General features: G+C 28.5%; 22 protein-coding genes, 1 riboswitch and 1 other annotated feature. Of the genes, 3 read left to right on the top strand and 19 right to left on the bottom strand.

The annotated features are described in order from the left end of the window. Nucleotides 1–100: 100 nt before the first annotated feature. From VJI77_RS03410 to secA, 13 genes are all read right to left on the bottom strand, one after another. Entirely contained in the window at nt 101–1606 is a 1506-nt protein-coding gene (locus VJI77_RS03410; RefSeq protein WP_323988284.1) for a DKNYY domain-containing protein, read from the bottom strand. Nucleotides 1607–1738: 132 nt separating this feature from the next. Beyond that, nucleotides 1739–3019 (bottom strand): O-acetylhomoserine aminocarboxypropyltransferase/cysteine synthase family protein, encoded by a 1281-nt coding sequence (locus tag VJI77_RS03405; RefSeq protein WP_323988283.1) that lies wholly within the window; start codon nt 3017–3019, stop codon nt 1739–1741. A gap of 23 nt (nt 3020–3042) precedes the next feature. Beyond that, nucleotides 3043–4329, bottom strand: a complete 1287-nt coding sequence (brnQ, locus tag VJI77_RS03400) for a branched-chain amino acid transport system II carrier protein (RefSeq protein ID WP_323988282.1) — start codon at nt 4327–4329, stop codon at nt 3043–3045. A gap of 117 nt (nt 4330–4446) precedes the next feature. Continuing rightward, nucleotides 4447–4697 (bottom strand) — a binding site (T-box leader). Between the two features lie 100 nt (nt 4698–4797). After that, nucleotides 4798–5514, bottom strand: a complete 717-nt coding sequence (locus tag VJI77_RS03395) for a putative ABC transporter permease (protein WP_323988281.1) — start codon at nt 5512–5514, stop codon at nt 4798–4800. A gap of 200 nt (nt 5515–5714) precedes the next feature. Next, complete coding sequence (locus VJI77_RS03390) at nt 5715–6125, bottom strand: GNAT family N-acetyltransferase (protein WP_323988280.1); 411 nt, start codon at nt 6123–6125, stop codon at nt 5715–5717. 123 nt (nt 6126–6248) lie between these two features. Next, nucleotides 6249–6719: a GNAT family N-acetyltransferase gene (locus VJI77_RS03385; protein ID WP_323988279.1), complete on the bottom strand. Its 471-nt coding sequence runs from the start codon at nt 6717–6719 to the stop codon at nt 6249–6251. A 117-nt stretch (nt 6720–6836) separates the two neighbouring features. Further along, the gene (locus VJI77_RS03380; RefSeq protein WP_323988278.1) at nt 6837–7952 is read right to left on the bottom strand and encodes a tetratricopeptide repeat protein; all 1116 of its coding nucleotides are present in this window, start codon (nt 7950–7952) and stop codon (nt 6837–6839) included. A 53-nt stretch (nt 7953–8005) separates the two neighbouring features. Further along, on the bottom strand, nt 8006–8650 hold the full coding sequence (locus VJI77_RS03375; protein WP_323988277.1) for a hypothetical protein: 645 nt from the start codon (nt 8648–8650) through the stop codon (nt 8006–8008). Nucleotides 8651–8859: 209 nt separating this feature from the next. Beyond that, a complete protein-coding gene (locus VJI77_RS03370; protein WP_323988276.1) occupies nt 8860–9516 on the bottom strand; it encodes a DUF6994 family protein in 657 nt (218 codons plus the stop codon). Nucleotides 9517–9660: 144 nt separating this feature from the next. Then, nucleotides 9661–10227, bottom strand: coding sequence for a hypothetical protein (locus VJI77_RS03365; protein ID WP_323988275.1), 567 nt, complete (start codon nt 10225–10227; stop codon nt 9661–9663). Between the two features lie 97 nt (nt 10228–10324). Next, the gene (locus VJI77_RS03360) at nt 10325–10615 is read right to left on the bottom strand and encodes a thioredoxin family protein (protein ID WP_323988274.1); all 291 of its coding nucleotides are present in this window, start codon (nt 10613–10615) and stop codon (nt 10325–10327) included. Between the two features lie 150 nt (nt 10616–10765). Continuing rightward, complete coding sequence (gene rlmD / locus VJI77_RS03355) at nt 10766–12121, bottom strand: 23S rRNA (uracil(1939)-C(5))-methyltransferase RlmD (protein WP_323988273.1); 1356 nt, start codon at nt 12119–12121, stop codon at nt 10766–10768. A gap of 59 nt (nt 12122–12180) precedes the next feature. Continuing rightward, the gene (secA, locus tag VJI77_RS03350; protein ID WP_323988272.1) at nt 12181–14901 is read right to left on the bottom strand and encodes a preprotein translocase subunit SecA; all 2721 of its coding nucleotides are present in this window, start codon (nt 14899–14901) and stop codon (nt 12181–12183) included. A gap of 188 nt (nt 14902–15089) precedes the next feature. After that, nucleotides 15090–15181: riboswitch (THF riboswitch) on the top strand. Between the two features lie 25 nt (nt 15182–15206). On the opposite strand from secA, the gene VJI77_RS03345 reads away from it, so the two are divergent. Continuing rightward, nucleotides 15207–15737, top strand: coding sequence for a folate family ECF transporter S component (locus VJI77_RS03345; protein ID WP_323988271.1), 531 nt, complete (start codon nt 15207–15209; stop codon nt 15735–15737). A 1050-nt stretch (nt 15738–16787) separates the two neighbouring features. Continuing rightward, nucleotides 16788–17999, top strand: a complete 1212-nt coding sequence (locus tag VJI77_RS03340; protein ID WP_323988270.1) for an arginine deiminase — start codon at nt 16788–16790, stop codon at nt 17997–17999. A 101-nt stretch (nt 18000–18100) separates the two neighbouring features. On the opposite strand, the gene ileS is transcribed toward VJI77_RS03340, so the two are convergent. Next, complete coding sequence (gene ileS / locus VJI77_RS03335; protein WP_323988268.1) at nt 18101–21196, bottom strand: isoleucine--tRNA ligase; 3096 nt, start codon at nt 21194–21196, stop codon at nt 18101–18103. A 504-nt stretch (nt 21197–21700) separates the two neighbouring features. Between ileS and VJI77_RS03330 the strand changes: the two genes are divergently transcribed. Next, a complete protein-coding gene (locus VJI77_RS03330) occupies nt 21701–22177 on the top strand; it encodes a glutathione peroxidase (RefSeq protein WP_323988267.1) in 477 nt (158 codons plus the stop codon). Nucleotides 22178–22212: 35 nt separating this feature from the next. Here VJI77_RS03330 and VJI77_RS03325 read toward each other — a convergent pair whose 3' ends face one another. Genes VJI77_RS03325 through VJI77_RS03305 form a run of 5 tightly spaced genes read right to left on the bottom strand, consistent with a single transcriptional unit; the run spans nt 22213 to nt 25805 of the window. Continuing rightward, nucleotides 22213–22980, bottom strand: a complete 768-nt coding sequence (locus VJI77_RS03325; protein WP_323988266.1) for an ABC transporter permease subunit — start codon at nt 22978–22980, stop codon at nt 22213–22215. Next, complete coding sequence (locus VJI77_RS03320; protein WP_323988265.1) at nt 22977–23891, bottom strand: ABC transporter ATP-binding protein; 915 nt, start codon at nt 23889–23891, stop codon at nt 22977–22979. The genes VJI77_RS03325 and VJI77_RS03320 overlap by 4 nt, the downstream gene beginning before the upstream one ends. After that, on the bottom strand, nt 23891–24088 hold the full coding sequence (locus VJI77_RS03315) for a PLD nuclease N-terminal domain-containing protein (protein ID WP_009448946.1): 198 nt from the start codon (nt 24086–24088) through the stop codon (nt 23891–23893). Before VJI77_RS03315 ends, VJI77_RS03320 begins: the two co-directional genes overlap by 1 nt. A gap of 9 nt (nt 24089–24097) precedes the next feature. Continuing rightward, on the bottom strand, nt 24098–25453 hold the full coding sequence (locus tag VJI77_RS03310; RefSeq protein WP_323988264.1) for a hypothetical protein: 1356 nt from the start codon (nt 25451–25453) through the stop codon (nt 24098–24100). Between the two features lies 1 nt (nt 25454). Next, nucleotides 25455–25805: a GntR family transcriptional regulator gene (locus VJI77_RS03305; protein ID WP_323988263.1), complete on the bottom strand. Its 351-nt coding sequence runs from the start codon at nt 25803–25805 to the stop codon at nt 25455–25457. Nucleotides 25806–25858: the final 53 nt, after the last annotated feature.

Below are 25858 nucleotides of genomic sequence, written 5' to 3'. Positions count from 1 at the left end.
TATAAATTTATTTAGATTACAGAAAAATTATTTTAATTATACAAATCAACATTTATCATTGTATTTATATGTAATACTGAACAAACATTTCATATAGAAATTAATGGTATTTGTTGCTATAAATATCGTATTTATATCTTCCATTTTGTCTAAACAATTTTCTTCTTCCTTTTTGTTTTAATATGCTTCCAACAATTACAAAAGGAAATAATAAAATCATATAAAGGTAGTAATAACTATATTTTACAGTTGCTGTGTATTTGACTTCTCCTGATACAGCTTGCATTTTTTCGTCTTTTATTATTTCTCTAATTCTATCGATAGTTGTTTTGCCTTCATCTGATAATAATTCATTCAATACTTCTTTGTCAGTAATTTCAAAAACTGTATCGTTAATAAGTTGGCTATTTCCTAAATTGTCAAAGTAATAGTATTTCCCATTTTTTGTCCAAACGGAGCCTATTACATTACTTTGTATGTCTTTTACTTTTTCCCAACCTTCTTTTTTATCAAAGCTAACTATTTGAGAATTTCTTGAATACAATCGTCTAATATGTGGAACTCTAAATCTAACAATATACGTTTCATAAGAATTTAAAAAATAGATATTTTCCTCATCACAAAATACATTTTTATCTAAAAATTCAACATTTCCTTTAAAATTATTTTCTCCAATTTTTATTTGCTTATTTTTTCTTTGATTATAAAAATATACTCCATCTTTTGAAGCAAAAAATAGATTATAAATATGAGAACTACTATTTCCAATTACTCTATAAGGAGTGAAATTTTCTTCAAATCTAAGATTACCTTTAAAAACTTCTCCACTCTTTTTATCATAAAGCAAATCGTCCCCCTGCTCAACTGAAACGACTTCTAATTCTCCACTATTTTTAATTGGTAAAAGTTCATTTTTGTAATAGACATTATTTTTATCACAAAAATACTCTCCATGTTTAGAAACCTGCTTTATAGTATTTACATCTGCGTTTTCAAGTGGCTTTCCCTTGTAATAGAGCACATCTCCATCTGTTGCAAAATATATTAAATTATTAATTTTCGAAATTTTCTTTTCAGTATTTAATTTATGATATGGATAAATATATGACTTAGGCTTTTTATCCTTAAAAAAAGCATGAACTATATGTCCAAAAATTTCTGAAACATAAGAAATCTCATCATTTCTCTCAGAAAGTGAAGAACAAAAATAAGTACTTTTACCATCAGTATAATATCCATTTCCAACATTAGTTATTTCCTTTGGATTAAGGTCTTCAATTTTTTCATTTCCAAAATAAACATGATTTTTATCAATTCCAACAACACGAGAATCATATGTATTATCTGAATTAATAACACTAAAAGAATCTACATCTGCATCCTCTACAATATAATATCCCCCACTTGGAACAAGTGCATAAATCTTATTATCATATTTATAAAAAATGCTATTTCCAATTCTCTGTCCACTTCTTTCAATATTGACATAAGTATCATCTCTTACGAGAAGCTGACTAAATGTAAAAAAAACAATTGTTAAACTAACTAAAATTAAACAAATACCCAAAACTTTTGATCGAGTACTTTCATTCTCTTTTCTATCCAAATAACATCATCTCCCATAGTTATTTTATTAAATATATTATATTCCAAACCATAAATAATAGCAATAAGAAAGAGTTGCTATAATTGATAATCTAATCAACTATAACAACTCTTTTAGAGTATTATATTTAATTTATTTTTCTAATGCTTGGTCAATGTCTTCTATTAAATCACGAATATCTTCTATACCTACTGAAAGTCTAATTAAGTCCGGAGATACTCCCGCTGCTATTAATTCTTCATCATTCATTTGTCTGTGAGTTGTTGAAGCAGGATGTAGAACACAAGTTCTTGTATCTGCTACGTGAGTAACAATTGCAGCAAGTCTTAGAGAGTCCATGAATTTAACTGCAGCTTCTCTACCACCTTTGATTCCAAAAGATATTACTCCACAAGAACCATTTGGAAGATATTTTTGTGCCAATTCATGTTGGCTATCATTTTCTAAACCTGAGAATGAAACCCAAGCTACTTTAGGATGTTTTTCTAAATGTTTAGCAAGTGCTAGAGCATTTTCAAAATGTCTTTCCATTCTTAAGTGTAAAGTTTCTAGTCCAACTCCAAGATAGAATGAGTTTTGTGGTGAAGGAATAGAACCTAAATCTCTCATTAAGTTAGTTGTCATTTTTGTAATATATGCACCCTTACCAAAGCTTTCGGTATATACTGTTCCATGATATGTTTCATCCGGAGTTGTTAGTCCTGGATATTTTTCACTATACTTTGTCCAATCAAAATTACCTGAATCCACAACCGCTCCACCAACTGCATTTGCAGAACCGTTCATATATTTTGTAGTTGAGTGAGTGACAATATCTGCTCCCCATTCAAAAGGTCTACAGAAAATTGGTGTAGGGAATGTGTTATCAACTATTAGAGGTACTCCATTTTTATGAGCAACTTTTGCAAATTTTTCTATATCTAAAATATTAAGTGATGGATTTGATAAAGTTTCGCCAAAAATTAATTTAGTATTTGGTTTAAACTTTGATTCTAACTCTTCAACTGAGATATCAGGGTCAACAAAAGTTGATTCAATTCCTAAATTTTTCATTGTATTTGCTATAAGGTTATAAGTTCCACCATAGATAGCAGAAGTTGAAATTATATGATCCCCTGCACTAGCTATATTTAATATTGCATAGAAATTTGCTGCTTGTCCTGATGATGTCAAAATTGTTGCAACTCCACCTTCTAGTTGGCAAATCTTATTTGCTACTGCATCATTTGTAGGGTTTGCAAGTCTTGTATAAAAATATCCTGAATCTTTTAAATCAAATAAATCTCCCATTTTTTCTGATGATTCATATTTGAAAGTTGTTGATTGTACTATTGGAACTACTCTTGATTCTCCATTTTTTGGGTCATAACCACCTTGTACACAGATTGTGCTTATATTATATTTTTTTGTCATAATGTTTCTCCTTTATAATTTATTTATTCAAATTGTGTTATAGGTTCACTGCCACTTACAGCTCCTACAATAAGTCCAAGTGTAGCAGGTAATACCCAGGCAAATCCAAGACCACTTAATGGAAGTATATCAATAAATGCCTTGATACTAGGGACATTAGCTACAGATAAAATTGCTTCTAATACGCTTACTGCCAATGTAAAAATTAATGCATATCTAAAACTTTGTTTATTAGGTATAAATTTACGGAATATTCCTAAAATCATTAATACTATTAAACTTGGATAAACTCCCTTGTAAATTGGTGTTGCGTAGTAAACAATTTTTTCAACTCCGAGTACTGCAATTGTAGCACCAACAACTGATGAAACTACAGCTGCTACTTTATGTGGAATCTTTCCATTTGAAAAGCCTTGGAAGAAGTTCGCTATTGATGTAATTTGTCCAATAGCAGTTGTTACACAAGCCAAAACTACAGCTATTGAAAGGAATAACATTCCATTCTTTCCTAAAACTCTTTCTGCTATAGCTAATAATAATTGGCTTCTTTCTATATCTTTTGGATAATAGCTACTTACTGAAGCTCCAAGATATATCAATCCTACATAAATAACTGCTAAAAGAATTAAAGCAATTACTCCGCAATATGCTGTAAGTTTATTTCTTTCTCTGCTTGCACGATATCCTCTATAAACAATATCTCCTATAAAAACAGTTCCTATAAGGTAACTTACTATTAAATCTCCTGTTTGGTAACCTTCTAAAAATGAATTAGTAAAAACATCACTTTGTTGTGGAAGTGTTGGAACTCCAATTGGAGTAAAAATTCCTTTAATAATAATTCCAAGTAATACTATAACTAAAATTGGCGTTAAAAACTTTCCTACACTGTTAATCATTCTGTTGATATCCAATGAAAAATATAGTGCTATAGCAAAATATCCAATAATAAATGCTACGATTGATACACTTGGAAAAAGTGATTTAAATCCTAATTCATATGCAACTGCTCCTGTACGTGGTACAGAAATGCATCCTGCAAAAACCATTATAAATAATAATAAAAACTTAGCAAAATTTTTATGTATATCTTCTGTCATAGCTTCAAGCGAACCACCATTTTTAGATATGACATAAAGTCCCACAACCGGCATTAAGACAGCAGAAATGCAAAATCCTATTGCAGCTAATGACCATTGACTTCCCGAAATAAATCCCAATAAAGGTGGAAATATAAGATTTCCTGCACCGAAGTAGGAGCCAAATAAAGCTAATCCTACTATTAAAATATCTTTCTTTTGTTTGTTCATAATCTTCTCCTTTTTAATTACACTGATATTGCTGAAAGAGAATGATAAGTAAATCAAAAATTAAGTAACCAGTTGCGCACCTAGTTATGAGCTAAAAATAAAAAAAACTCCCGTCCAACAAAGGACGAGAGCGAAAACTCACGTGTTACCACCTTAATTCATCTTTTTATCACTAAAAAGACCTTATTGAGTACTATCATACTCGCAATGCTATAACGGGCACACCCGTCACAACCTAAATCTATAAATAAATCTCGATGTGATGACTCCAAGGCCATGTTCGAAAGCTTCTCTCTCATTTCTCTCACCAAACGAAATGTCTCTGTATTGATTGAATAACTTTCTACTCTTCTCTTCAACGTCTTGCTATAAATTATAAAGGACAAAAAACAATTTGTCAATACCTAAAATGAATTTTTTTTAAAAATTTTTTATAACTATACATAAACATATATAAATAATAAAAAATTATTTTTTCTTTTTCAAATCACGTCTTATTTTTACTAATCTATCTGCAATCATATTACGAGACTCACTCATCCTAAAAGAAGCAATTCTACTCAATGTTCTACCATATAATCTGCTATGTCTTTCAAAAATTTTATCTACAGTAGAAGTCATTCTATCTTGGAATTCTTCTTCCAGTTCAGCAATATTTCTTTGGAAATTAGTCAATCCTGAAACCGTAAGAGTAAAATCGGAAGAATGTATAGCCAGTAAAACAACAGCAATAGCTATTGCAAAATTATTTGGAATTGTTACATAAATTTTTTCAAAAAGCGGAATAAAAAATTCCATTATAATAATTGCTCCAATACCAAAACCAATAGAAGTAATCGCACAAGTCCTTCCATTTATATTAAGTGGCATATCACTATAATCCCACCATCTAGCATGAAATAATTTTTCAAGCACGTAAGATGTTGGATATTCTAATATCATACTAGCAAAAAATCCCATAATAAATATTTGCCACCATGAAAGATGAGAAATCTTACCCATTGAAATAAGATCATAAAAAACCAATCCTAAAATTGAACCAAAACCGTAAATCGGACATAATGGTCCATATAAAAATCCACGATTTTGCCATTTTCTCTGGTCGATTGTACAGTATATACTTTCCCATATCCAGCCTAAAACACTAAATGCAAAATACGCATTCAAATATCTAATTAATTCCATAATACTCCTTTTAAAAATGTAATTCTATAAAATCTATTTAAAATTATAATATATTTCCTTACTATATAAATAAATTCTACTTTTTATATTCATAATCTGTTATATATATTTATTAATCTATGCATAAATACTTCTCAACAAACACATAGCTTTACAACGAATTTGTGATATTTACTTTATATTTTAATACTAAACTTCAATCATAGATCTTTTGTATAATAATATCTTTCTCCAACAAATGGGTACTCTTTCAATACGAACACTTCTTTATAGCCATGCTTTTTATAAAAATCCGGAGCTTGAAACTTAAAAGTATCTACAAATGAATATTTACAATTTCTTTTTCTAGCCTCAATTTCTGCTCTCTTCAAAATTTCTGAACCAAGTCCTTGCCCACGTAACTTCTCACTTACATATAAGTACTCAATTTCAAGCCAATTTCCAAAAGTTTCTGCGACTATTCCAGCAATTAAATTACCTTGATAATCTTCCAAATAAATATTTAGTGGTTCACTTATTGATGGTTCTCTCTTTGATTTATTATATGATTTAATTAAGTTTGCCAGTTCTTTTGATTTTGCTGATTCTTTATTTTCAATCTTAAATTCCATATTTTCCTCTATATTTTATTAATTAATTATTAATTATTAACTATTTATCTTTTTAATTATTTCAAATTTTTTTGTTTAAGAAAATTATATCTTCATCAATTCTATAAACTAGAATTTACAAGGTTAAAGTTTACAGACCATAATATAGTCTTTCTCATTTTCATGAATTATTCCAAAACCAACTTTCTTATACATACGAACTGCATTATTTACTTTTTGCACTGATAAAGAAACTTGCTTATACCCTTTCTCTTTTAGAGCTAAAATAATTTGCTTCATTAATTTTGTTCCAATGCCTAAATTTCTATATTCTTTTAGAAGTGAAATTGAAAGTGATGGAGTTTCATCATCAATATGACCATAATCATTTATTATACGAGTCCAAACCGCTCCTACTACAATCCCTTCAACATCTGCTACATAACAAATATCATCTTTCTTTCCAAAATCTGAAATATATATTTGTAAATCAGGGTGATTTATAATATCTTTAGATGGTTCTGGAACTCCTTCAGGAATAAAAATAGCTTCATATAAAAACGTGTTCAACAGTTTTATTTCACATTTTTTTAATTCTCTTATTTTAAAATTCATGCTTACCTCCGATTTATATAATATTTTTAGTTTTTATAAATCTAAAGTAATTCTACACATACTATCCCTCTATACATTTCTAAAATATACCTACAATCTATACCTCGTTAACTTATTTTAAATAAATTTATGTCTAACACAATCAACCATAAAGCAAGAATACTCGGGATATAGCTTTAATTTTACCTCAGGTCTTGAAGCTCCACTCTTTATTTTAGAAATCATTTCTTCAAAATTTCTTTTATCCTCTTCCCAACTAGCAATAGTTTCTTGTTTCTCTTTTTCACTGTCATAATCTTCATCAGCTATAGCTTCATTTATAGCTTCTTCAAAATACTTTCGATTCTTTTCTTCAAGACTAAAAAATCTTTCCTTTTGATTTTTTAACCAAAGAACATAAAAATATTCTTCCCACTCTGCGATATAATAGTACTCAACACAATCGCCACAAAGTTTTAAAAATATGTCATACTCTTCAAGAGCATAATACACATCAATAATTTGGTCTTCTGAAATATCATCTGTGTTTAAATTATAATTAACATCTTGACCAGGCTTTACTTTCTCAACATAAGAAATTGCCTTATCTTTATTTCCAAGATACACTTCACAATAAGCTAAACATAATAACATACGCATTCTATTAGGATAAATTTCAAGTAAGTCTAAGAATATTTCCTTTGCTTTTTCATATTGTTTCAGTTCAAATAAAGATACAGCAAAATTGAAAGAAGTTACATAACTTTCTTCCATTTCTTTTGCCGCTTTAAAATAATTATGACTTAATAATAATTTTTTTTCATCTTTAGAATATTCAAACTCACTAAAATAATACAAACCAAGACCCGTATAAGTTTCAACAAATGGAGAATTTAAATCTTTAGCTTTGTTCAAATAAATTAAACTGTCCTTAGAAAAATCATCTCCAAAAGCAAGATTGGTATAAATTCTGGATTTATCATTATCACTTAAAAAATTTTCAAACTCATTTAAGAATTTCAATAAAAATTCTACATAATCAAAATTCTCATCTCTAAGTTCCAACTCAACAGAAGCAAGAGTACAAATAACATCAACATTCGATGGACATTCACTTTGCTTTTCCAAAAGATAACTTTTCATTCTCTCAAGATATTCGTTTGAAGTTTCAAAATCTTTTAAAAATGGTTTATTGTATCTATTTTCATATTCTGTTTTTAATTTGTGCCAGTATGATTTAATTTTGTTTAACATTTTTATTCCTTTTTGATTCAAGGTTTAAGTACAAAAATATACAACCCTAATATTTACTTCTTAACTTTTTGTGCCTCTTTTTCTGCTTCATTTAACCAATTTTCAAACTCCCAGCGAATTGGTACAAATTTTTTTCTTTTAAGTTCTTTTCTAATATTTTTTTGATAGTCTTTATACTCCTCATCATTGTTCCATCTGCTCCAGGCTTCCTTTGGTCTATCTATTTCAAGTTCCTTTTCGACTGCATCAAAAATATAATTGTCAACTGGTATATGCAAATACTTAAGAACATTATCAAATGAATATACCTTAAGAATATATAAATACTTTATAGTCATATTAATCCATTTCTGTGCTTGTCCATAAGTAAATTCAATTCCCTCATTTAGATAAAAAGATTTTATCGTTTTACATACATCACAATGCCATGCATCAAATTCTTTCTGATTTGTAATATTGTTCCCTATAAGTTTTTTAATTTCATTTTCAAAAACATTATTCACTTTTTCTCTTAATTCCAATCTAATCTCATCAGTTGATAACTCATTGAACCTTATTGTTCGATTCATATCACGATATGCTCTCTTACTAGCTGCATGGATTGGATTACTTAAATCTCCAAAGTAGGAAAACTTTAAAAATTTAAGAAGGTCTTCATTTACATTAGTTTCTAAATTTGTTTCATTTGATTTTGTCATTTTAATATCTCCTTTTTATATAAAGTTTTTTAAAATAATTAAACTGTACTCTAAATTTTTATACTGCTAATTTTATTTTTTCAATTAACTCAAATATTTATATCTCCATAACTAACAATTAAACAATATTACAAAGAGTATTTATAGTCATATATTATTGTTATTTTTAGAAATTTATCAAATTAAAAGATTCTTCAACCTATTAAACTTTACTTTATCGTTGTTAGCTTATTATTTACATTTTTTAAAAAAATATTTATTTTTTCTTTAACATTTTTATAATATATTTCTTCCCAATGTTTATTATATGAATTACAATAATCGTTGATTATATCTCCATTATTTTTTTTCAAGTCAAATATATTATTATCCTCATCAGTAAAAATCCCTTTAATTTGAAAGTATTCAATCATTTCTCCAAAATTTTTAAAAGACTCCAACCACTTTTTAGTTTTTGGCAATTCATAAGCTGATTTTAGTTTACATTCTTTATTCTCAAAAAACTGTTTTAAATCAAATAGTGTATAATCTATTCTATCTCCAAATACGCGATATCTAGAAGTGTTAATTCCTTTTCTTTCACTAGGAAAAAACAAAATTGACGTTTTTCTATAAGTGATAAAAGTCTCAACAAATTCGCTATTAAATCCTTCGTGTTCATAAATTCTATTAATTGATAAAACAGCATCTGCAGTACACTTAATTCCATTCTTATATTCGAATCCTTTTTCATTAATACAAAATCCATCAGGATCTTTGTAAAAGGACTTAAATAATCTCCACGCATATTCATTTGTTCCATATTTTTTAATAATATCCTTCATTATAAAAATATTATATTCATAAATATCTTTATAGAAAATCAAAATAAAACACCTCACAATTCTATGTACAACTTTTTAATACACTTGAAATTTTTAATTTTTTATTAATTTACATCTACTCTCCAACAACACCTTAAACTCACAATAAACTATTCATTAAAAATTTTTTATATCCTCTTCAATTCCTTACAACAAATCCTCTATTATTTCATTAACATATCCATCTAAATTTTCTATATCTAAAAATGATGGATCTAAGTGGCATAGGAAGTGCCAATCTTTGGTTTCTTTTTTTCTGTATATAATTGCTTCGCCATCTTCACTTCTGAAAAAGCTTCTATCTACTTCATAGCCATTTGTTTCTAAGAAATCTTTTATCATGTTGTATTTAGTTTCTCTTTCTTTTATATATGCTTTTACTTCTTCATTGTTAATTACATAGGCATCTATTTTTGAATATCCATCTATAATTTTATCTTTTTTAACTGATAGATTGGAAATTTCTTTCCAAACAATTTCAACATTCTCTTCAGAATCAAACATAAATCTGGATAGCGGTACAATATTTTCATTATAGATAATTTCCATATAATCAGGTATGTTTTTAGGATTAAAATATTCATATTCTATATTATCTTCTTTTTCTATAGTATATCCAGGTATTTTTGATACAAAGTCTTTTCCTTCTTCTAAAGAATCAAATACTACTAAATCTTTTGAATAATTATTTTGATATAATTCCAATATATGCATCTACAAACCTCCAAATCTTAATAAACAATTTATCAAATATTAACTTTTTTCTTTAATTCTGATAATTTCTTTGATAACAAAATAAGTTTGGCTTACTTTAATCACTGTATGATATATATCTATCCAATGCGGTAAACACTTCTTCAAGGCTGAAATATCCAATTTTTCGTATTGCTTCTTTCCCTTCAACAAAAGCTAGTACTGCAGGTGCTCCCAGAATGTTTTCTTGTGCTGCAAGTGAAATATTATTCTCTATTGATACATAGCCAGTGAACACTTGAGGATGTGTCCCACTCCAAATTGTAATTTTTTCCTTAAGTGCTTTGCACGGAGCACAAGCCTGTGAACCAAACAAAAATAAACTAAACTTCTCTTTCTCTTTAATCATTTGATACTCTGTCAATGTTTGAATAATTCTCATTTCTCGCATAATATCCTTCTTTCTCATTTTTAGCAATGATCTTCTTTAAATCCATACTATAATTACACATCTCATCCTCAAGATATAGAGATGTAGTTTACTAATATAATGTTTCCCTTAATTAAGCTTGGACAATAACGCAACTGTCTCACAATGAACTGTTCTTGGGAATTGGTTAAAGATTTTTAATGTTTTTAGTTCGTAGCCATTTTCAAGTAGAATTTGAACATCTCTTTTTTGTGTTTTTGGGTTGCAAGAAATGTATACCATTGTTTTTGCACCGCAAGAGATTATTTTTTCCAATGCTTTTTGGTTTATTCCGTCTCTTGGTGGATCTACGATGATTACATCTACCATTTCTTTTCTGTTTTCAATTTCTTCTAAGACATCTCCGGCTATGAAAGTACAATTTGTTAGTCCATTTTCTTTTGCAGATTTGTTTGCACTTTCAACTGCTTCGTCTACGATTTCAATTCCATAGACTGCTTTTGCTTTTCTAGCTACAATTTGCCCTATTGTTCCCGTTCCTGAATATAGGTCAAAGACTACTTTATTTTCTATGTCTCCACAGAGTTCAATTGCTTTTGAGTATAGATTTATTGCTCCAAATACATTTGGTTGGAAGAATGAAAATGGTGTTACTTTAAATTCCAAGTCAAATATTTTTTCTGTTATGTATTCTTTTCCAAAAATTATATTTATTTTTTCAGGAACAACTGCATCTGCAAGTGAGTCGTTTTCAGTATGCACAATTGATTTTATTTTCCCTTCAAGTTTCAATCCTAAAAGTATATCTACAAAACTCTTTTTATCAAATTCGCTTTGTGTTGTAGTTACGATATTAACCATTATTTCTCCGGTTGTCAGTGCATAACGAATGATTAAATGTCTTAAGAGTCCCTCGTGAGTTCTCTTTTTAACAAACGGAATATTTTTTTCTCTTACAAAGTCGATAATTGCATTTCTTATTATTTCAAAATCTCTATGTACTAAATTACATTCTTTCGTATCTACAACTTCATAAAATCTATTCTTTTTATGCATGCCAAGCATTATTGGACTGTCTTTATACATATCGGCAAAAGTGTATTCCATTTTGTTTCTATATGCAGTTTTTAATGGACTTTCAAATATTTCAGGTTCTTCTGAATATACATCTTCAAAAAGTTCCTTTATCTGTCTTTGTTTTAGTTTAAGTTCGTATTCATAGGGAACACTTTGATAGCTACAACCTCCACATTCCAAATAGTTTGGACAAGTTGGATTTGTTTCAAGTTGACTTTTTTCTAAAATTTCCAAAAGTTTTGCTTCCATATGTTTTTTTCTTTTTCTTCCAACAACTACAGAAACTTTTTGTCCTTCAATACCACCTTTGAAATTTACTTTTTTATCTTCAAAAGTAAATTCAGACATATTTGGAAAATTAACTTTTTCAATTACTCCCTCTATATATTTTTTCTTTCTTCTTGACATATATTTCCTTTCTATTAGCAGAAAAGAGCGAAATAACTTCACTCTTTCCTCTAACTTATCTATTTATTTCTTCCACAACATTTTTTATATTTTTTACCACTTCCGCAAGGACATGGGTCATTTCTTCCAACTTGTTTTCCTTTAACAACTGTTGTTTGTTCGTCTTGAACATTTGTAGAAACTTCTTTTGCAGCTCTTTCTCTTTCGATTTCAGCTCCTGCAGGTTGAATGTTGAATAATCCTTTTAGAACGTCTACTTTGATTGATTCATTCATTTCGTTAAACATTTCAAAGCCTTCTGCTCCGTATGCTCTTACAGGGTCTTGTTGTCCATAAGATCTTATTCCGATACCTTGTCTTAATTGATCCATAGCATCTATATGATCCATCCATTTTCTATCGACAACCATAAGCATAATTACTCTTTCGATTTCTCTCATTTGTTCTTCACCGATTTGTTCTTCTTTTTCAGCATAGAATTTTTGAGAAACATCAGTAATGTAAGATTTTAATTCTTGTTTGTTTAGTCCTTTCATTTCTTCAAAATTCAAGATACCATGTGGTAAATATGCATTTTCAATTGCCATTTTCAAATCATTTAATTCAATATTTTTTCCGTTAGAATATTGTTCAACAGTTGCATCTATGAATTCAATTAACATTTCTTGAATAGTATCTTTCATATCTGCTCCGTCAAGAACTGCACGTCTTTCTTTGTAAATTACATTTCTTTGAACATTCATAACGTCATCATATTTTAATACATTCTTTCTGATACCAAAGTTATTTGCTTCAACTCTTTCTTGAGATCTTTCAATTCCTCTAGTAACAGATTTAAATTCTAACACTTCGTCTGGGTCATAATTTCTATTCATAGCAAATCTTTGAATAGCTTCTCCACCGAATAGACGCATTAAGTTATCTGTAAGTGAAACGAAAAATCTTGATTCACCAGGGTCTCCTTGACGACCAGCACGTCCTCTCAACTGATTGTCGATACGTCTTGATTCATGTCTTTCAGTACCTACAATGAAAAGTCCACCAGCTTCAATTACTTTTTTAGCATTTTCATCGGTTTGAGCTTTATATTTTTCATACAATTTTTTAAATTCTTCTCTAGCTTTTAAGATTTCTTCATCATCAGTTTCCCAGAAAGCATCTAAATTATCTAAAACATATTGTGGTGTTCCTTTTTTCTTCATTTCATGTTTAGCCATAAAGTCAGGATTACCACCTAAAAGAATATCGGTACCACGGCCTGCCATGTTTGTCGCAATTGTAACTTTACCATAAACCCCAGCTTGGGCAACTATTTCAGCTTCTCTTGCATGGAATTTAGCATTCAATACATCATGTTCTATTCTTTTTTTCTTAAGCATTGCACTTAGTAATTCAGAAATTTCAATTGAAATTGTACCAACAAGTACAGGTTGTCCTGTTGAATGAATTCTTTCTATTTCTTCAACAATTGCTTTGAATTTAGCTTCTTCAGTTAAATAAACTCTATCATGATGATCTATTCTTATAACTGGTTTATTTGTTGGAATTTCAATAACGTCCATGTGATAAATTTCATTAAATTCATCTTCTTCAGTCTTTGCAGTTCCTGTCATACCAGCAAGTTTTTCATACATTCTGAAGTAATTTTGGTAAGTGATTGTTGCAAGAGTTCTAGATTCAGACTTGATTTCAACACCCTCTTTAGCTTCAATAGCTTGGTGAAGTCCTTCACTGTATCTTCTACCTTCCATTATACGTCCAGTAAATTCATCTACGATTAGGATTTCTCCATCTTCACTTACAACATAGTCAACATCTCTTTGCATTGTATTGTTAGCTTTTAATGCTTGGTTTATATGATGTGCTACTTCCATATTAACTGGATCTGAAAGATTTACAAGTCCAAAAAATTCTTCTGCTTTTTCAGTACCTATTTCAGTTAAGTTTGCAGTTTTATGTTTTTCATTAACTACAAAATCAACAGTTTCTTCTCTAAGTTCTCTGTTGTAAAAGTCTTCATTTTCTTCACTTGGGTCTGCAATTCTTCCCTTTAAACTCTTTACAAATCTATCAGCAAGTGCATATAAATCAGTTGATTGATCTCCTTCACCTGAAATAATAAGTGGAGTTCTAGCTTCGTCGATTAAAATCGAGTCAACTTCGTCGACGATTGCATAATTAAGTCCCCTTTGAACAAGTTCTTCCTTGTAAACAACCATATTATCTCTAAGGTAGTCGAAACCAAATTCTGAGTTAGTTCCGTAAGTAATATCACAATTGTAGTTTTCACGTCTTTCATCATTTGTAAGACCATGTAAAATACAACCAACTTTTAACCCTAAAAATTCGTGAATTTTACCCATCCACTCTTTATCTCTCTTTGCAAGGTAATCATTTACTGTTACTATATGAACACCCTTACCTGTAAGAGCATTTAAATATGAAGGTAAAGTTGCAACTAAAGTTTTTCCTTCACCTGTTTTCATTTCGGCAATTCTTCCTTCGTGAAGAACAACCCCACCAATTAACTGTACTCTATAATGTTTCATACCTAAAACTCTATAAGCCGCTTCTCTAACTGTTGCAAAAGCTTCAGGTAAAATATCGTCTAAAGTTTCTCCATTTGCTAATCTAGTTTTAAATATTTCTGTATTATTTCTAAGTTCATCATCTGTTAATTTTGAATATTTTTCTTCGTAAGACATTATTTTGTCTACGATTGGATTTATCTTTTTAACTCTCTTTGAAGAAGAATTAAAAATATCACTAAAAAATCCCATAACTCACCTCTATCTAAAAAATATATTTTCTCACAAGTGATATTTTACCATAAATACTCAAAATTTACAAATTATAATAGAAAAACAACTTATAATTTTTTGTTTACTGTTTCAATCTTGACTTTATTCTAAAAATCTTATAAAATATTATAGTATTCGTGTGATACCAATAGTAGCCTATTTTTTTAGGCAGAGTAGGAAACTTGCATTAAGTGTTACAAGATGGGATGTTGCTTGTAAACGAAGAGATTTCTCGTGGTTAGTTTTCGCATCCACTGTTGGCATTGATTTTTGAAAGGAGAAAAATGAAAAAAAATAGGTTTACAACCACACAATTAGCTATCGCAGGACTTATGATAGCTTTAACAGTTATTTTGTCTTATCAAAATATTTATTTATTCCCACCTAGAAGTGGAAGAATAACACTTAGATTTATACCGATGCTATTTTCTGGTATATTATTAGGGCCTACACTTGGAACTATAATCGGTGGTGCTTCTGATCCATTGATATATTTCATGACCTTAGGTTCTCCTGGAATGTATTTTCCGGGATATATGTTTACAAATATGATAATGGGATTTTTCCCAGGACTTATACTTGGAAAAAATATTGAAAAAGAAAGTAAACTTTCTATAACTTTAAAAGTTGCACTTATTTGTATTCTTTCTTTTGTTGTTACAATCTTTTTAGACAGCTTTTGGCTTTCTGTAACAAGAGGTAAAGGATTTTGGTACTATGTTGTTTCAAGAACATTGCCAAATTTAATCCAAATGGGAATTACATTTGTTGCACTTTTAGTTTTAACTACAAGAATAAAAAAAACATACAGATAAAAATAAATTAAGAAAAATCATAAACACGAATTATAAACTGACTGCAATGGTAGTCAGTTTTTTTGTGAGTAGAAATGTGTCTATGACACATTTTACTTTTGTTTACTTGTAAACAAAAGTATGAAATCTCCACAGTCGATTGTATCCAAATCAAAATTTGGACAATCTTTGCGTCAGACCTACTATAGATTATTTACAAGCAATAGTATTTCTGAAAGAAATTCTAAAATATTTTTTATGTATCTTCGATACATTTACTTTTGCTAAAGCAAAAGTATGAGATCTCTCCACTCCGTTTCACTTCGGTTGAGATGACGAATTAGGGGCATTACTTTTCTAACTACTTTGACCTGAGTTTTTTTGTATGTTAAAATTTTTTTATAAATCAAAAGCTGTTTTACTATTAACGGTAAACTATTAAACGAGGGTACTTCCTTACCCGTCATTTCGACCGTAACGAAGCAACGCGAAGTGAAGTGGAGAAATCTCAACTATTGCTTAGTTATAAGCAATAGTATTTCTGAAAGAAATTCTACAATAATTTTTGTATGTATCTTCGATACATTTACTTTTGCTAAAGCAAAAGTATGAGATCTCTCGACTTCGCTCGAGATGACGTTTTAAGGGCTTTACTTTGCTAATTGTTTTCACGTGAATTAGTTTATTCTATTTACAAGTAAATAATCAAAGTTAGGGCTAGATTGTCTACGCTCGAGATGACGTATTAGGAGATTTACTTTGCTAAGTATTTTGACGTTAACTAGTTTATTCTATTTACAAGTAAATAATCAAAGTTAGGGCTAGTTTCACTTCCCCTTCATTTCGGTCGAGATGACGTGTTAGTAGCATTACTTTGCTAATTGTTTTCACGTAATAAATTTACTTTTTTTTCAAATAAAATATATTTTATTTATTATTTAAACTTACAAAAAAAATATAATACAGAAAATGTAAAACTTTGTTTCGTATTTGTCAATATATCTATAAAAATGTATTGTCTTTAAATATTTTATCTGTTATAATATATTTAATAAGTTTAAGGAGGGAGCTATGAAAATTAATGTAAATTCTGAAATTGGAAAATTAAAATCAGTTTTACTTCACAGACCTCATAAAGAACTTTTAAACTTGACACCTTATTTACTTGATGAGCTTCTTTTTGATGAAATTCCGTTTTTGGATAATGCACAAAAAGAACATGATATGTTTGCAAACATTTTTAGACAAAATGGATGTGAAGTGTTCTATCTTGAAGATTTGTGTGCTGAAAGTCTTTATGATGACGGTATAAGAACTGCTTTTATTGAAGAATTCCTTGATAATGCAGATGTGCATGTAGAAAACGAAAAAAGATTATTAAAAGAATATTTATTTTCTATCAAAGACAATAAGGAATTAGTTTTAAAAATGATGGAAGGTGTTAGAAAAAACGAAGTAGATTTGAAAGAACCTTCAACTTTAAGCGAACTTATTTCAAAGAATGATTTTTTCATTTCAAAACCACTTCCTAATTTGTATTTTACAAGAGATCCTTTTTCATTCATTAAAGACGGAGTAAGTCTTCATACAATGTGGTCCGTTACAAGAAGAAGAGAAACTCTTTTTGGAAAACAAATATTTGAACATCATAAAGAATTTAAAGGAATTAAAAAATGGTATGATAGAACAGATATTCCTTCAATTGAAGGCGGAGATATTTTAGTTTTATCTGAAGATGTTGTTGCTATCGGTGTTTCTCAACGTTCAACACCAATGGCTATTGAAACTATTGCGAAAAGACTTCTTGAAGATGAAAATGGAGTAAAAACCGTATTAGCTTTGGTAATTCCAAACAACAGAGCTTTTATGCATCTTGATACTGTTTTAACTTCAGTTGATAGAGATTTATTCACTCTACACCCTGAAATTGAAAAGACATTAGAGATTTATTCACTAAAATTAGTTGATGGAAAAATAAAAGTTGAAGTTGAATCAACTGATATAGAAGTTGTATTAAAAAAGTATCTACATGTTGATAAAATTGACTTTATCCGTGAAGGAAAAGGCGGACTTTTAGATACTCATAGAGAACAATGGTCTGACGGATATAACACTTTAGCTATAGCACCTAGAGAAGCTATCGTTTATGATAGAAATACTATAACAAATCAATTACTTGAAGAAAAAGGAGTAAAACTTCATAAGATTGATTCAGGTGAATTATCTAGAGGACGTGGAGGTCCAAGATGTATGAGTATGCCTCTATTTAGAGAAAACTTATAAAAAATTTAAATTAAAGCACAGAATTTCTGTGCTTTTTCTATTTCCTATTTTTGCACCAAAAAAACAACGGATTTTTACCCGTTGTTTTTCAATGTTTTTTATTATACTCTTTCTACAAATAATTTTCCAACTTCTCCATTAAAATCAACTTCCTCTGTATTCAAATTGTCAACAAAAGTCAATTCAACACCTAAAGTTTCTTTCATTATAAATTCTTTGTAGTTTTCAACTGCTTTTTTCAATCTTTCTGAACATGCACATTTTATTCTAATTTCATCAAGAACATCAAAATCAGCAGATTTTCTCATTTGTTGTATTTTTGAAATTACTTCTCTTGCAAAGCCTTCGTCAAGCAATTCATCAGTTAAAGTTGTGTCTAAAATTACGAAAAGATTATTTTCCATAGTAACGTCAAAGCCTTCTTTTGCACTAACTTTTACATCAACATATTCTTTTAAGATTTCAGTTTCTTCTCCATTTAGATTTACAAAAACAGATTCTTTTTCAAGTTTTTCTAAAAATTCTTTTGGATTTATTTCATTTAAGAATTTTCCAAATTCTTTAATTTTAGCTCCTAAAATTTTACCACAAACTTTGAAATCCGGTTTTAACATATAATTCATAAAGCCTGATAAATCTTTTTCGAATACAACTTTTTTAACATTAAGTTCTTCCTTAATCAATTCTTCTAAATCGCCAATTTTTTCTTTTAAATCAAAATCAACAACTATTTCAGAAAGTGGTTGTCTAACTTTAATCTTAACTTTTTCACGACTTGCACGGCCAATTGTTACAAGATTTCTAACGATATCCATTTTTTCTTCCAATGCTTCATCAATTAGACTTTCATCACATTCAGGAATGAAATCTAAATGAACACTCTTCTTGTCAGTTAAATTACGATACATTTCTTCTGCAACAAAAGGCGTAATAGGTGCAATAATCTTTGAAATTCCAAGTAAAATTTCATAAGTTGTATTGTAGACAGCTTTTTTATCATCATCAACTTCTGTATTCCAAAATCTTCTTCTATTTCTTCTGATATACCAATTTGATAAATCTTCAATTACAAAATCAGAAATTGCACGAACAACCTTTGTAACTTCAAATTTATCCATATTTTCATTATACATTTTCAAAAGATTATTGTAACGAGATAGTATCCATCTGTCTATTTCAGGTCTCTTATTATACTCTACAAAGAACTCTCTTGGATCTATGTCATCTGTTCCAGAATAAAGTTGGAAGAAATTGTAAGTATTCTTGAAAGATCTGAAGAATTTACTTTCAATTTCTCTAAGTCCTTCAACGTCAAATCTAGTTGGAACCCAAGGTGGTGAAACATAAAGTGAATAAAATCTCACTGCGTCTGCACCGTATTTATCAAATAATTCAATCGGATCAATTGTATTTCCACGAGATTTGCTCATCTTTTTGCCATCTTTATCCAAAATTAAATCATTTACCAAAACATTTTTATATGGAGATTTTCCAGTTATTAATGTTGAAATTGCAAGTAATGAATAGAACCATCCACGAGTTTGGTCAATTCCTTCACTAATGAAATCTGCAGGGAATAATTCTCCAAAGTTTTCTTTATTTTCAAAAGGATAATGATGTTGTGCGAAAGGCATTGCTCCGGAGTCAAACCAAACGTCGATAACGTCTTTTTCTCTTGTCATTGTGCCACCGCATTTTTCACATTTTAAATGAACATTATCAACATAAGGTCTATGCAATTCAATATTTTCATCAATATCTTCTATACTTCTTTCAGCTAATTCTTTTCTTGAACCAACACTTGTACAATGTCCACAATCACATTTCCAAACATTAAAAGGAGTTCCCCAATATCTTGAACGGCTAATTGCCCAGTCATTTAAGTTTTCAAGCCAGTTTGCAAATCTCTTTTCTCCAACAAAGTCAGGATAGAAATTTACAACCTTTGCATTTTCAATTAATTTATCTTTATATTTAGTAACTTCAATATACCAAGATGGTTTTGAATAATAAATTAAAGGTGTATGACATCTCCAACAATGTGGATAATTATGTTCAACCTTTTGTTTTTTCAATGCCTTATTATTTTCAAAAAGATATGTGATAATATCAGCATCACATTCCATAACAGGTCTACCTTCATATCTTGTAGTGCTGAATTTTCCTTCTTCATTAACAGGATTAATCAAAGGAAGATTGTATCTTCTTCCTGTTTGATAGTCATCTTCCCCAAATGCTGGAGCAGTATGAACAATACCAGTACCGTCTTCTACTGTTACATAATCAGCAAGAGTTACAAAAAATGCTTTTTGTTTAGTTTCAATTTCAGGAATAAGTTGTTCATATTCCCAATATTCCATATCTTTTCCTAAAAATTTTTCTACAACTTCATAATCTTCTCCTAAAACTTTAGTTGCTAGATTTTCAGCTAAATAGAAAAATTCATCTTTATATTTTACCTTAACATAAGTTACATTAGGATTAACAGTCAAAGCAACATTTGAAGGAAGAGTCCAAGGTGTTGTTGTCCAAGCAATAAAATAAGCATCTTCGTCTTTCTTCTTAAACTTTGCATAAACTGTTGTAGTCTTAATCATTTCATAACCTTGAGCTACTTCGTGAGATGCAAGACCAGTTCCACAACGTGGACAATATGGTAGAATCTTTGCTCCCTCATACATTAAACCTTTTTTAAAAATCTCATCTAAAAGATTCCAAACTGATTCAATATAGTTATTATTAAGAGTGATATAAGGATTGTTCATATCCGCCAAGAAAGCCATTCTTTCAGACATTTCTCTCCATTTACTTTCATAAACGAAAACAGAATCTCTACATTCCTTACAGAATTTTTCTACTCCATAATTTTCAATATCTTTTTTACTTGTAAGTCCTAATTTCTTTTCAACTTCAATTTCAACAGGTAGCCCATGAGTATCCCAACCTGCTTTTCTCTTTACCTTAAAACCTTTCATGGTTTTATATCTACAAGTCATATCCTTTAAAGTACGACTTATAACATGGTGAATACCAGGTTTACCATTTGCTGTAGGAGGACCATCATAAAAAATATAATTATCATGTCCCTCTCTTGAATTTACAGATTCATGCAACAAATCTATCTCATTCCAATAATCAGATATTTTCATTTCTCTATCCTTAACGGACTCTTTTGAAAGTTCTCTAAACTTTGCCATATATACCTCCATTTTTTCTATAAAAAAATCCCTAAGATAAAATCTTAGGGACGAAATTTTTCCGTGTTACCACCCAAATTATTTAAGATTAAAAAAATCTTAAATCACTCAAAAATCTTTAACGGGATTAACCAAAAAACTCCAAGTTGATACGAGTTTGCTTCATAAAATAGTTTGCACCTGACACTATCTCTCTGAGTTAATTCACAAGCTCCATCCTCTTCATCGTTTATTATAAAATACGAGTATTATTGTACTATAAAAGCATAAAAAAGTCAAATATTTTATTCAATTCATTTAATAAACATTCAAATTAACTTTTTATTTTAAACAATTTATAAAAGTTGTTTATTTTTCGATATTTCTCTTTTAATAATTATAAAATTATTAAAAATATTTATTTATATTAAATTTTTCTTATTAAAATAAGTTGATTTATGTTTGTTATTATTATTTTAAGGGTATTAAAATAAATATATCTTATACATATTATCGGAGGTAGAAATGAATATTTATGATTTTAAAGTAAATGACATTGACGGAAATGAAGTTTCAATGGAAGAATTTAAAAACAAAGTTTTACTTATAGTAAATACAGCTAGCAGTTGTGGTTTTACTCCTCAATTTGAGGGATTACAAAAATTATATGACGAATATAAGAATAAGGATTTTGTAGTTTTAGGATTCCCTTGTAATCAATTTAAAAATCAAGATTCTGGATCTAATCAAGAAATTAAAACATTTTGTAGTATGAACTACGGAGTAACTTTCCCTATGTTTGAAAAAATAGAAGTTAACGGAAAAGACACTCACCCATTATATAAGTTTTTAAAAGCAAAAAAATCTGGTCTTTTGGGAAATAAAATAAAATGGAATTTCACAAAATTTCTTATAGATAAAAATGGAAATGTCGTTTCAAGATTTGCTCCGCAAACTGAACCAAAAGATATTGAAAAACATATATTAGAACTGTTAAAATAATTTAAAAAATGCATTGTCAAATAGACAATGCATTTTTAAATTTCTTTTCTATTTAATACAAAAATAGATGTAAAAATCATCAAAATTGTAAGTAATATTGTAGTTATAATTGAGTATTTATAATCCGAAAATGACATACTTCCCTTAATGAAATTAATATTGTCCGAGATTAAAAACATTGGTAAAAACTTAGCTATTTTATCATACATTCCAAGTAAAAATTGTAATGCAACTGTTATAACTAAAGTTGATAAAGCACCTACAGTATTTCTAAACACAAAACCTGCAAAACATTCCAAGATTATTAAAAATATTCCAAATATCCAAATTGGGATTGATGCTTTTATTTCAAGTAATATCTCAACATTTTCTTTAAATATATAAACTGTATATATATTAAAGATTAAACAGTAAATAATGAAAGATACTGTCCATAGTAAAGAAGCAAAAATCATTTTAGAAATTACTATCTGAAATCTAGGTAATCCCTTTGCAACTAAATTTACTAATGTTTTTTTAGAAAACTCATTTACTATATAATTACTGAAAATTATAGCTATAAATATAAAGCCAAGTTGAGTTACATTTTTAAAAAACTGTGCCCATGAATCAATAAATGTAGGCTCTTGAAGCCCTTTAGCTAGTTCTTCTCCTAAAAATGATTTTAAAATTTCAGGAGATATTTTTGCTGTAACAGGACCTAGAATACCAAGAAATAAAAATATAAAAGACATTATAAATAATTTTTTATTTCTAACACTTTCAAGATATTCTTTCTTTAACAATGCTATAAATACTTTCATTTTATCACCTCTATAAATAAATCTTCTAATGAAGGCTTAATTATATTGTAGCTACCAATAAGCAAATTATTATCCAAAACAGTTTTAAATATTCTATTTTCTATATATTTCAAATTTTCAAAAGAAGAAAATATCACAGAGCAATCCTTTAACTCAACTTTAATATTATTAGTTTCAAATTTATTTAAAAATAAATCCCTATCTTCAATATTAAAAAATTCTACTGAAATTTTATCTTTTAATCCCATATTTTTGATGTCGGATATATTTCCATTTAAACAATTAACACCTTCATTCAATATCAAAAACTCATCACAAACTCTTTCAACATCTTGTAGGATATGAGTTGAGAATAAGACCGTTGTATGCTCCTTAATCTTTAATAGTATATCCAAAATTTCTTTTCTACCGATTGGATCTAAAGCTGAAGTCGGCTCATCGCAGATTAGTAATTTAGGTCTATTAAACAAAGCCTGAGCAATTCCAAGACGTTGTTTCATGCCTCTTGAAAATTTTCCAATCCTTTTATTCTCGTCTTTTAAGCCAACTAAATTTAACATTTCTTCAGTTCTTTCTTTAATTTCTGATTTTGATAATCCCGTGATTTCTCCACATAAATTAAGGTATTCTTTTGAAGTCATATAATCATAGAATTCCGGAACATCAGGCAAATATCCAATAAATCTATTAGTTTTCGTATTTCCAAAATGGACTTTTTCATCAAAAACTAAAATCTCCCCACAATCAGCTTTTAAAAAGCCTAAAATGATTTTCATAGTGGTTGTTTTTCCAGCACCATTTTTCCCTAGAAATCCAAAAATCTGTTTTTCTTTGATACTAAAAGTCAAATCTTTGATAACATCATTTCCATTAAAAGTTTTTCTTAAACTATTTACAGTTAAAATATTCATTATTCTTCACTTCCAAATACAAAATATGAAATAGGTCCAATAGTTTGAATAAGAATTATCACACAAATCCATATCAATCTATTTCCACATCTATAATTTTGATGTTTTAAACAATGTCTTAGTGCAACTACTAATAATGTTATATTTATAATAATAATTGGCAATAAAATTAAAAAATGTTCTCTTAAAAAGTCCATAATTTCCTCCTATTTATCCACAAAATTCTTCAACTTTTCAAAAAGTTCTTCGGTTTCTTCATTTGTTCTCATATTAATATAAACTGTTTTTTCATTTTTTCTGCTTATCTTTATGACCTTATCTGTTTTGTTGAAAACATAAAGCCTAACATTTCCTTCTCCCTCTAAAGAGAAATTACCATAAGATTTTTCTTTAGTAGCTCCACCATTCATCCTAACAGCTCTTTTATTAGGAAATTTATTAAGCAATTCTAAATTTTCAATATCGCTAGATTTTATATTATCTTTATAAAGCATTGTTGAAATCTTAACAGTATCAGAAATTTCAACTTTCCATTCTTTTTCAAAAATTAGCGCTAGCGCTAATATAATTACAAATGCGATAAGCATATTAGTAAAAGCAAATAATATTTTCCCTTTTTTATTTCCTCGATTAATAACTGTACTACTACTATTCATCGGGTCAGATACTAAAAGTCTTGGATCATTAGGATTTTTATATCCAAAAATGTCATAGTACTCATCTTGATCCTCAATAAATTTATCATCTTCAATATTACTACTTATTTCTCTGTCAATTTTATTAATTGTATATATAAGATAAAATAAGAATAATGTAGTAAAAATGATATATCCCACAAAAGGAAGAAAAGAGTATTTATCCATTTTTTGTAAATATATTAAAACTAAAAATAAAACAGAATATAAATTTACCAAAGTAAAAACTTTATTTTGAAATTTTATAATTTTCATTTTATTTATATTTAAATTTTTCTCTCTATCATCGCTTATAACTGATATCCTAGTCTTTCTCCAAAAAAGTCCAATAAATATCATTGCTACTAATGTTGTAGCTAAACTTATAAACAAAATTAATTCCATATCAGCAAAAGTTCCAAAAATAGAAAATCCTCCAATAAAAACCAACAAAGGAATTAACCATACTAAAATAGGAAGTTTTTGCTTATCAATTTCTCTATTAACTGTTATGTCAACATACTTTCTCGTAAAACTCGCAAAGTTCTTTTCCTTTTTTAATTTTCTCATTTGTTTTATATATTTATCTGATAACACCCCAATTGAAATTAAATAAGCAAATAATATTCCAAGAAGGAGTATAATTTCTATATCAGTATTAGTAAATAATAGGGAAAATGAAATTATAAAAAACACTAAATGAAGTAATTTAAAACTCTTTAAACCATTTTTTCTAATCTCTTGAACTTTCTGACTATCTACCTCATTTATAGGAATTGTAGTAAGTAAAATTTTCCCATTATTATAAGAAAATCCTTTCTTTTGAGAAAAATAACTTATAGCAAAAATCATCCATAGACATCCAATCAAAATAAAATCGTAAATCATACTAAAAACTCCTTTCTATAAGCTGAAGCAAGAACTCTTTTCCAAGCTTTCTCATCTTAACCTCATTAATTAAATTTTGTAAATTCTCTTTTATGTTTTCAATATTTTTTTCCGTGCACCTAACATATACAATTGAACCTACACGTCTGTCAATCTCTATAATATTTTCACTTTTTAAAATTCCATAAGCCTTATTTACAGTCATAGGATTTATTCCAAAATCTTTTGCAAGCTGTCTAACAGATGGTAATTCATCTCCATTTTTTAAATTTCCCTCTGCAATTTCTTTGATGATTCCATTACAAATCTGAGTGTAAATAGGAACTTCAGACAAAGTATCAATAAAAAACATTTCTCTCATCTCCTTGTATTATATATTATAATACAGATAATACAAAAAGTCAA

The sequence above is a fragment of the Parvimonas sp. D2 genome (genome assembly GCF_035282635.1).
Taxonomy (GTDB): Bacteria; Bacillota; Clostridia; order Tissierellales; family Peptoniphilaceae; genus Parvimonas.
This window is presented reverse-complemented; position numbering and strand designations above follow the sequence as displayed.

What these genes read in the sequence shown, in the direction of transcription:
- VJI77_RS03405 (WP_323988283.1), bottom strand. Translation starts at nt 3,019, where the DNA reads ATGACAAAAAAATATAATATAAGCACAATCTGTGTACAAGGTGGTTAT.
- brnQ (WP_323988282.1), bottom strand. Translation starts at nt 4,329, where the DNA reads ATGAACAAACAAAAGAAAGATATTTTAATAGTAGGATTAGCTTTATTT.
- VJI77_RS03395 (WP_323988281.1), bottom strand. Translation starts at nt 5,514, where the DNA reads ATGGAATTAATTAGATATTTGAATGCGTATTTTGCATTTAGTGTTTTA.
- VJI77_RS03390 (WP_323988280.1), bottom strand. Translation starts at nt 6,125, where the DNA reads ATGGAATTTAAGATTGAAAATAAAGAATCAGCAAAATCAAAAGAACTG.
- VJI77_RS03385 (WP_323988279.1), bottom strand. Translation starts at nt 6,719, where the DNA reads ATGAATTTTAAAATAAGAGAATTAAAAAAATGTGAAATAAAACTGTTG.
- VJI77_RS03380 (WP_323988278.1), bottom strand. Translation starts at nt 7,952, where the DNA reads ATGTTAAACAAAATTAAATCATACTGGCACAAATTAAAAACAGAATAT.
- VJI77_RS03375 (WP_323988277.1), bottom strand. Translation starts at nt 8,650, where the DNA reads ATGACAAAATCAAATGAAACAAATTTAGAAACTAATGTAAATGAAGAC.
- VJI77_RS03365 (WP_323988275.1), bottom strand. Translation starts at nt 10,227, where the DNA reads ATGCATATATTGGAATTATATCAAAATAATTATTCAAAAGATTTAGTA.
- VJI77_RS03360 (WP_323988274.1), bottom strand. Translation starts at nt 10,615, where the DNA reads ATGATTAAAGAGAAAGAGAAGTTTAGTTTATTTTTGTTTGGTTCACAG.
- rlmD (WP_323988273.1), bottom strand. Translation starts at nt 12,121, where the DNA reads ATGTCAAGAAGAAAGAAAAAATATATAGAGGGAGTAATTGAAAAAGTT.
- secA (WP_323988272.1), bottom strand. Translation starts at nt 14,901, where the DNA reads ATGGGATTTTTTAGTGATATTTTTAATTCTTCTTCAAAGAGAGTTAAA.
- VJI77_RS03345 (WP_323988271.1), top strand. Translation starts at nt 15,207, where the DNA reads ATGAAAAAAAATAGGTTTACAACCACACAATTAGCTATCGCAGGACTT.
- VJI77_RS03340 (WP_323988270.1), top strand. Translation starts at nt 16,788, where the DNA reads ATGAAAATTAATGTAAATTCTGAAATTGGAAAATTAAAATCAGTTTTA.
- ileS (WP_323988268.1), bottom strand. Translation starts at nt 21,196, where the DNA reads ATGGCAAAGTTTAGAGAACTTTCAAAAGAGTCCGTTAAGGATAGAGAA.
- VJI77_RS03330 (WP_323988267.1), top strand. Translation starts at nt 21,701, where the DNA reads ATGAATATTTATGATTTTAAAGTAAATGACATTGACGGAAATGAAGTT.
- VJI77_RS03325 (WP_323988266.1), bottom strand. Translation starts at nt 22,980, where the DNA reads ATGAAAGTATTTATAGCATTGTTAAAGAAAGAATATCTTGAAAGTGTT.
- VJI77_RS03320 (WP_323988265.1), bottom strand. Translation starts at nt 23,891, where the DNA reads ATGAATATTTTAACTGTAAATAGTTTAAGAAAAACTTTTAATGGAAAT.
- VJI77_RS03315 (WP_009448946.1), bottom strand. Translation starts at nt 24,088, where the DNA reads ATGGACTTTTTAAGAGAACATTTTTTAATTTTATTGCCAATTATTATT.
- VJI77_RS03310 (WP_323988264.1), bottom strand. Translation starts at nt 25,453, where the DNA reads ATGATTTACGATTTTATTTTGATTGGATGTCTATGGATGATTTTTGCT.
- VJI77_RS03305 (WP_323988263.1), bottom strand. Translation starts at nt 25,805, where the DNA reads ATGTTTTTTATTGATACTTTGTCTGAAGTTCCTATTTACACTCAGATT.